This window comes from Synechococcus sp. H55.9 (assembly GCF_047462355.1).
In the GTDB taxonomy this organism is placed as follows: domain Bacteria; phylum Cyanobacteriota; class Cyanobacteriia; order Thermostichales; family Thermostichaceae; genus Thermostichus.
On the sequence record NZ_JANSJB010000072.1, the window covers coordinates 3,919 to 11,845 of the forward strand.

Genomic DNA, 7,927 nt, shown 5'->3' on the forward strand with positions numbered 1-7,927 from the left:
AGGGAGAGGGGCCGGGGGTGGTCGCGCTAGCGGCGCGGAGCGCTTGGGCGGGCCGGCGGCAAAGTGTCTTAATCTAACGACTATAAATGGCCGTTGAAATCTACAGTTGCTCTGGACGTAGTGATTTCAACTCAGGCTGGGGTCCCGGGGGAAGAAGGCGGATCCACCCAACGGCCATCGGCTTTGATCAGATCGATCAGCGCTTGGACGCCCTCGGATTCCGGCACCTTTTTCACTTCTTCTTTGCCGCGGTAGAGGGAGATCACCCCTGGCGTCTTACCCACATAGCCGTAATCGGCGTCGGCCATTTCTCCTGGCCCATTGACGATGCAGCCCATGACGGCAATGTCGAGGCCCACCAGGTGCTGAGTTGCGGCGCGCACCTTCTGCAGCACTTCCTCCAAGTTGAAGAGGGTACGGCCACAGGAAGGACAGGCCACATATTCCACCATGGTCTTGCGCAGGTTGAGGGCCTGCAAGATGCCGTAGGCCACCGGGATCTCCTTTTCCGGCGCTTCCGTGAGAGACACCCGAATGGTGTCGCCGATCCCTTCGGCCAGCAGCGTCCCGATCCCGACGGCCGACTTGATGCGGCCATATTCTCCATCGCCGGCCTCGGTTACGCCCAAGTGAAAGGGATAATTCAGGCCCAAGGCATCGAAGCGGCGGGCCGCCAGCCGGTAGGCCGCCAACATCACCTGAGGACGGGAAGCCTTGAAGGAGAGAACCACATTGTGGAAATCCTGCTCGGCGCAAATTTGGGCAAATTCCAGGGCCGACTCCACCATGCCCTCAGGCGTATCCCCGTAGGTGAAGAGCATCCGCTCTGCCAGGGATCCGTGGTTGACCCCAATGCGCAGGGCTTTGTTCTGGGCTTTGAGGGTCTGGACAAGGGGGGTGAAGGTTTCCCGGATTTTGTTGCGGATGGCCTCAAATTCCGCTTGGGTATATTCGGTACGACCGGGCTGGGGTTTTTCAAAGACAAACAACCCTGGGTTAATGCGTACCTTATCCACGTATTGGGCCACTTCCAGGGCGATCTTGATGCCGTTGTGGTGCACATCGGCCACCAGGGGCACCGGCCTGTAGGTTTGGATCAGCTTGTCCCGAATCGCCTCCATCGCCTTGGCGTGGGCCATGCTGGGAACGGTGACGCGCACAATTTCCGAGCCCGCCTCGTGCAGACGACGGATGGCCGCCACCGCCGCCTCGATGTCGAGGGTGTCTTCGTTAATCATCGACTGCACCACCACCGGGTGCTGGCTGCCGATCAACACGTCGGCTACGGCCACGGTGCGGGTGGGGCGACGAGGATAGACCGGTTCTGGGTAGGGCTGCTGAGGGGGGGCGCTGGGCCGATCTAGGGTTTGCATCATAGCTTGGTTAAGCTGAGAGGGCTACTCTAGCTTGATTGTAGGCTGAAATGCCGGCAAGACCGGGAGCTCAGGGTAGGTACTGAGGGGCTCACCCTCCGGCAGCCGGGCGCGATCCCCGCCTCCTGATTAACTCAGGATGGGACACCTTATCGAGAAAATGAGCAGAGCCTTAGACGGCCACAGGGGGCAGAGACTGGTCAATCACTCGGATCCTCTAGCAGCGGATAGCTCAGCAGGGCAGCAACTTCAACTGTCTGCTTCCGTGGGGTGGTCGGTGAAGGGGCGGCTGCGAATAAAGTCTTTGGGCGTCACGTTTTCCACAAACTTGCGAAAGGCTTCCCGCTCCGCTTCGTCGGCATCCTGGTTCATCGGGATCGAGGCTTCCGCGATCACCTCTTCCACCGTCCAGATGGGAACGTGGGCTCGCAGGGCAAGGGCAATGGCATCGCTGGGGCGGCAGTCGATCTCTTGCTTTTTATCGCCGCAGAAGGTGACGAGCACCGCGTAGAAGGTGTTGTCCAGCAGGGCGTGAATGATAACTCGCTCCAGCCTGATCCCCCACGTCTTCCAGGAGTTGAGGATTAGATCATGGGTCATAGGGCGCAGTGGCTTTTGGTCGTCCAGCGCCTGCAAAATGGCATTGGCCTCTGCTTTCCCCACCCAAATGGGCAGGGCACGCCGCTCACTGCTATCGCGCAGGATGACGATGGGGTTCTGGTTAACGGCATCGACCGCGATCCCAGCCACATGCATCTCGATCATGAGCAACTGCCTCCAGCCGTTGATCTTGATCGTATCTACGGGTGCCGAAGTTTGGCAACACACCATGAGCTCAGTCGGTGATCTGGCGAAAGTGACCTTGATCGGGGGCACCAGCGAGAGCCGCAGCTTGGCCAAGGCCCTCAGCCGCCAGGGGATCCCTTGGATAGCCAGCGTCACCAGCGAGGGCGGCAGAAGCCTGTATCGGGATCTGCCCGGCCAGGTGGTGGTGACGCGATTTTCGCTGCCCTCTTTGGAACAGTTCCTGCAGGAGCGCCAGATCCGCGTGGTAGTGGATGCCTCCCATCCCTTTGCCCAGGAGATCTCACAATTGGCTATGCAGGTGTCGGCCCAACTGGGGATCCCCTACCTGCGCTACGAGCGCCCCCCGGTGGCGTTGGATCCCTGGGTGCAGGTGGTGCCGGACTGGCAGGGGGTGCTCACCGAGGCCGTGCTGGCGGGGCGGCGGCTGCTCTTGACGGTGGGGGTGAAGGCGTTGCCCTTGTTTGTACCCTGGCAGGATCGCTGCCAGTTGTACGCGCGGGTACTGCCGCAGTCGGTTCCCCAAGCGGTGCAAGCCGGGATCCCTGCTGAGCGGGTGATTGGGATGCGCCTGCCCCTCAGCTTTGAGCAGGAGCTGCGGCTTTGGCAGAGGCTAGATCTTCAGGGAGTCATCAGCAAGGACTCGGGAGAAGCGGGTGGGCTGGTCGTTAAACAGGCCGTGGCCAAAACCCTGGGGATCCCGCTGTGGGTAGTCCGACGACCACTCTTGAGCTACCCCTGGTGTAGTCAGGATTTGGCCGAGGTGGTGCGGGAGTGCCAACGTCGGCTGGGGCAGATTTAGAACCGCTCCTCTGCAGCCAGGTCAGGCTCGCGATCTTGACGGGATCCCAGCAACTCGAGACGATCTACAGCGATGACAGGCCGCTGGCGCTCCTCACCCGTGGATTTGTCTTTCCAGCGATCGAACTTGAGGCTGCCCGTTACCCCGATGAGGCTGCCCTTGCGCACGTATTCTCCGGCCACCTCAGCCGTGCGCCCCCACAGCTCCAAGTTGAACCAATCGGGCTTGTCTTCGCCTTTGCGGAAGCGGTTGACCGCCAAGCTAAAGGTACACACCACCTTGCCCGACTCGAAGTAGCGCACCTCCGGATCCATGCCGGCTCGCCCCACCAAGGTCACCAAGTTCAGGCTCATGGGTTTTCTCCAGATCGTTTACGGCCCCTAGGCTTTTGTTGTAGCGCTTGCAAGCGATCCCTGTCATCTTCGCGGCGACGGCCTCGGCTGATCGCGTCAGCGGGCCGTAGGCCTTGCGGATCGAGGCTCGGGGAGAGTCTTTAGAATATCTCCCGATTGTCCTGCGGGGATCCCGGTTGCTCAGAAAGAAAAATCTCTGCTCTCATGGATTGGGCAGCCACAAGGGGGGCGCTGATCGTGTTGCAAAGATTTACAATGTCAGAAGCCCCAGAGCACCTGCCGGCCCAGACCCCTGATCCCTGGAGATAGATTTTCACCGGCCAGCAGGGAGGGTTGACTACCGCAAGAGGACGCATTCAGCACCATTTCCCATGGAATTCATCTACGCATACGCCTGGTTGATCCCCGTTTATCCGTTGGTGGCGGCTTTTTTACTCGGCTTGGGCATTTTGGTGTTCAATGCCTGGACAAGATCCAACCGCTCTCTGGCCGCCTTCTTGAGCGTGTTCGCGACGGGAACGGCGATGGTTCACGCCTTTGCCCTTTTGGTCAGCCAAGTGCAGGGCCATGAGACCGTTCTCAAAACCATCACCTGGGCTCAGGCGGGATCTTTCTTGGTGGACATGGGGTTTGTGGTGGATCACCTGAGCGCCATGATGCTGGTGGTGGTAACCACGGTGGCCTTTCTGGTGCAGATCTACTCCGATGGCTACATGGCCCACGACCCCGGCTATGTGCGTTTCTACGCCTACCTGAGCCTGTTCACCTCCTCGATGCTGGGCCTGGTGGTCAGCCCCAACCTGGTGCAGATCTACATCTTCTGGGAGCTGGTGGGGATGTGCTCCTACCTGCTGATCGGCTTTTGGTACGAGCGGCAGGCGGCGGCGGAAGCAGCCCAGAAGGCGTTTGTGGTCAACCGTGTGGGGGACTTTGGCCTGTTGCTGGGCATTTTGGGCTTCTACTGGATTTCCGGCACTTTTGGGTTTGAGGAACTGGCCCGCAATGTGGAGCAGATGGTGGCCAACGGCGCGGTGAGCAGCAGCTTGGTTGCCCTGTTTGCGGTGTTGGTGTTCTTGGGGCCAGTGGCCAAGTCGGCCCAGTTCCCGCTGCACGTGTGGCTGCCGGATGCCATGGAAGGTCCCACGCCCATTTCCGCCCTCATCCACGCGGCCACGATGGTGGCTGCCGGGGTCTTCCTGTTGGCGCGTATGTTCCCGCTGCTGGAAGGGATCCCAGCAGTCATGGATCTCATCGCCTGGACAGGGGCAGGTACGGCTTTTTTGGGGGCCAGCATCGCCATCACCCAAAACGACATCAAAAAGGGCTTGGCCTACTCCACCATCTCCCAACTGGGCTATATGGTCATGGCCATGGGGTGCGGTGCCTATGGGGCCGGCCTGTTTCACCTGACAACCCATGCTTACTTTAAGGCGCTGCTCTTTTTGGGATCCGGCTCGGTCATCCATGGCATGGAAGCCGTGGTTGGCCATGACCCCGCCTTAGCTCAGGATATGCGCCTGATGGGAGGGCTGCGCAAATACATGCCGGTTACGGCCATTACTTTTTTGATTGGCACGCTGGCCATCTGTGGGATCCCGCCCTTTGCCGGCTTCTGGTCCAAGGACGAGATCTTGGCCGCGGTGTTTGAACACAACCCAGCTCTCTGGGGTGTGGGCTTCCTCACCGCGGGGATCACCGCCTTCTACATGTTCCGCATCTACTTTCTTACTTTTGAAGGGGAGTTTCGCGGCACCAACCTGAAGCTGCGGCAGGAGGTGGCCGTCAGCCAGGGCCGACCGGTGCCGGCTTTTGCCTATGCGTTTGCCGGGAAAGAGGCGGCCTACGGCCCCGGAGCCATGAACCTTTACGAAAGGCCCCAGCCCAGCAGCCATCCCGAAGCTGTGGAAGACGGGCACGATGGGCATGGCCACGCCGCCGAGCCGCATGAGTCTCCCCTGTCGATGACGATGCCGTTGGTGGCGCTGGCGGTTCCTTCGGTGCTGATCGGCTTGGTGGGCACTCCCTTTGCCAACTTCTTCGAGGCGTTCATCCATGCGCCTGGCGAATCGGCTACAGAGGCCGTTTCCCTCTGGGCCCAGGTGGCAGCCGAGTGGCAAGGGGTGCTGGCGGGTCACTTTGACTGGCGGGAGTTTCTGATCATGGCGGGCAGCTCGGTGGGCATTGGGCTGATCGGCATCACCTTGGCCGGCTTGATCTACTGGCAGAAGCGCATCGATCCCGGCACCTTCCCCCAAAGCCTGCAACCCCTGTACTACTTCTCCCTCAACAAGTGGTACATTGATGACCTCTACGAGCGGGTCTTTGTGCGGGGCACCCGCTTTGTGGCGCGGGAGGCGCTGGAGGTGGACAGCCGCATTGTGGATGGGGTGGTCAACTTGACGGGCCTGGTGGCAATGGTCGGCGGCGAAGTGATGAAATACCTGGAGAACGGCAAGGCGCAGTTTTATGCTTTGATCATCTTTGCAGCGGTGGTGGTGATGGTGGTGCTTTCCGGCGTGGGGGTTTAGCGAAAGCTGACACGAAGCAAGGAGAAATCATCTTCAAAATCTGTTTGCCCCTGGAAAGATTGGGCGTGCTGGATCACCTGATCCAGGCTGCCGTCGGCGCTCTTGCTCAGCAGAGCCATCAGATTGTCTAGCCCCCAGATTTCTCTCTGCGGGTTCATGACTTCGTAAACTCCGTCGCTGAACAGGTAGAGGTGGCTGTTCTCAGGGATCTGCACTTGATCCCTTTGAAAATTCTGGTCGGGCAAAACCCCGATGGGCACGTTGGCGGTCTTCAGCAGGCGCAACTCCTGAGCCTGGATGAGCAGAGCAGGCGGATGGCCAGCACTGGCAAAAGAGAGCAGACGGGATCGCGGCTGATAGACCCCATACCAAAGGGTGAAGTACATGTCGTGGTGGGATCCCATCTGGAAAGAGTGGTTGAGGGCGCGCAAGACCGCATCCGGCTGTCGCGGGTCGGTGTCGGGTAAGCCCTGAGAGCGCAACTGGTTCATCACCGATACCGACAGTAGAGCGGATCCCACCCCATGCCCCGACACATCTAGCAGGTAGATGGCCAGATGATCCTCGTCTAGCCAGTGGTAGTTAAATGAATCCCCCCCCAACTCCTGCGAAGGCAAAAAGCACCACTCGATGGCTATTCGGTGATCGGGGAAAGAGGCCGGCTTGGGCAAAAGAGAACGCACATAGCTGGCCGCCTCGGCCAGTTCTGCCCGCAACCTGGCGGTTTGCTGTTGCAAGTCGTAGCTGAGCTGATGCAAGCGCAGCCCAGCCCGCACGCGCGCCCGCAGCTCGTTGGGGTCGATGGGCTTGCTGAGGAACTCGTCTGCCCCGGCATCCAGGCCCTGAATACGGTCTTCGACTTCTGTGCGCGCAGTGAGCAAAATAAAAAACGTCGTGGAAAACTTGGGATCCGCCTTGATGCGCCGGCAGACTTCCAGCCCATCCATATCCGGCATCATCCAGTCACAGATAATCAGCCCCGGGGTTAGGAGATGAGCTTTCTCCAGCCCTTCCAAGCCACCGCTGGCCATCTCGACGGTGTAGCCCTGCCGCTCCAGGGATCGCTTCAACACCAGCCGAATGGTGGGATCGTCGTCCACAATCAAAATGGCCGTCATGACCACTGCACCTCAATCCCGAATCAACCCGAATTAAAATGCAACTCTGGCCCGTACTGGTAGGCGGACCCTTTATCCTAGCCCAGGGGTTGCGGCAGAAAAGCCGGTTTGGAGGGCAGTTAGGGGAAAAGCCTCAGCAACCTCATCCACCAGAGCTAAAGTTGCGTATCCCTTAGTGGATCCCTAAAACCGTGGTTGCACGCTACCCAAAAGCTGACCGTTTCAAGATACTGGTGGGAATAGATAACAGCGGGGGGGTTTTTGGGCAGATTTTGCTTTAGAGACTTCCATTGGACACAGAGATACGGATCACATCTTATCCATCCTTTGCCGGTCTAGAGTGAACTTTGAGGTTAAACGGCCTTTGCTGCATGAGCGCGTCTCCTCTATCCTTATCTCCGCCGTCCGTTCGGGATTCGCAGGCGGCTTCACCCACGGCACCCCGCCAAGCTCCCGGGGGAGAAATCCGGCTGGAGGAGTTGGATGAGAAGCAATTGCTGGCCAGCCTATCGTCGGTGGTGCTCAACCCGGCAGCTTGGAGTTGCTTCAGCATCAGTGAAACCAGCCGCTTGCTACGCCCCCTGCAAATTTGCCCTGACTTGACCGGAACTCCCGTTCTCTCCCCAGGCGCCACTGCCGAAGTTGTCTATAAGTTCCTGCTGAGCGACGGTCGGATTGGAACCATGAAGGGGCTGATCTCGATCGAAGACTTCCGCAGCGAGCGGCTGCGCTCGGTTTACGATCAGCTTCACATCGAGAAGGTTATACCGGCCTTCACCGAGTCGGTTGTGGTGCAGATCATCGACCACTTGAAACCAATTTTTGCCCGCGACCTGGACGAGCTGCTCTGGCAAGAAAGCTTTTACTTTACTCCTCAAGATCTGCGCCAGCCGGAGTTCCTGCTGCGCGGCCTGCGGCCCGAGGCGATCCCGCGTCGCTTTCGACCGCA

6 protein-coding genes and 1 pseudogene are annotated in these 7,927 nt (G+C 59.5%); 3 read left to right on the forward strand and 4 right to left on the reverse strand.

Annotation, left to right across the window (positions count from 1 at the left end; genetic code table 11):
• Window positions 1–131 precede the first annotated feature (131 nt).
• Window positions 132–1,373: a (E)-4-hydroxy-3-methylbut-2-enyl-diphosphate synthase gene (gene ispG / locus NW857_RS09690; RefSeq protein ID WP_414332881.1), complete on the reverse strand. Its 1,242-nt coding sequence runs from the start codon at window positions 1,371–1,373 to the stop codon at window positions 132–134.
• A 249-nt stretch (window positions 1,374–1,622) separates the two neighbouring features.
• Window positions 1,623–2,138 carry a bifunctional nuclease family protein gene (locus NW857_RS09695; RefSeq protein ID WP_414332815.1) on the reverse strand — a complete coding sequence of 172 codons (516 nt, stop codon included), beginning with the start codon at window positions 2,136–2,138 and terminating at the stop codon, window positions 1,623–1,625.
• Window positions 2,139–2,202: 64 nt separating this feature from the next.
• Here NW857_RS09695 and NW857_RS09700 point away from each other — a divergent pair, with 64 nt between their 5' ends.
• The gene (locus NW857_RS09700) at window positions 2,203–2,979 is read left to right on the forward strand and encodes a cobalt-precorrin-6A reductase (protein WP_414332814.1); all 777 of its coding nucleotides are present in this window, start codon (window positions 2,203–2,205) and stop codon (window positions 2,977–2,979) included.
• Here the strand turns inward: NW857_RS09700 and NW857_RS09705 are convergent.
• A complete protein-coding gene (locus NW857_RS09705) occupies window positions 2,976–3,332 on the reverse strand; it encodes a single-stranded DNA-binding protein (RefSeq protein WP_414332812.1) in 357 nt (118 codons plus the stop codon). The genes NW857_RS09700 and NW857_RS09705 overlap by 4 nt on opposite strands.
• A 371-nt stretch (window positions 3,333–3,703) precedes the next feature.
• Between NW857_RS09705 and NW857_RS09710 the strand changes: the two genes are divergently transcribed.
• Window positions 3,704–5,860: an NAD(P)H-quinone oxidoreductase subunit 5 gene (locus tag NW857_RS09710; protein WP_414332811.1), complete on the forward strand. Its 2,157-nt coding sequence runs from the start codon at window positions 3,704–3,706 to the stop codon at window positions 5,858–5,860.
• Here NW857_RS09710 and NW857_RS09715 read toward each other — a convergent pair.
• The gene (locus tag NW857_RS09715; RefSeq protein WP_414336493.1) at window positions 5,857–6,978 is read right to left on the reverse strand and encodes a PP2C family protein-serine/threonine phosphatase; all 1,122 of its coding nucleotides are present in this window, start codon (window positions 6,976–6,978) and stop codon (window positions 5,857–5,859) included. The genes NW857_RS09710 and NW857_RS09715 overlap by 4 nt on opposite strands.
• 371 nt (window positions 6,979–7,349) lie before the next feature.
• Here NW857_RS09715 and NW857_RS09720 point away from each other — a divergent pair.
• A pseudogene (locus NW857_RS09720) lies at window positions 7,350–7,927 on the forward strand (hypothetical protein); the annotation flags it as partial.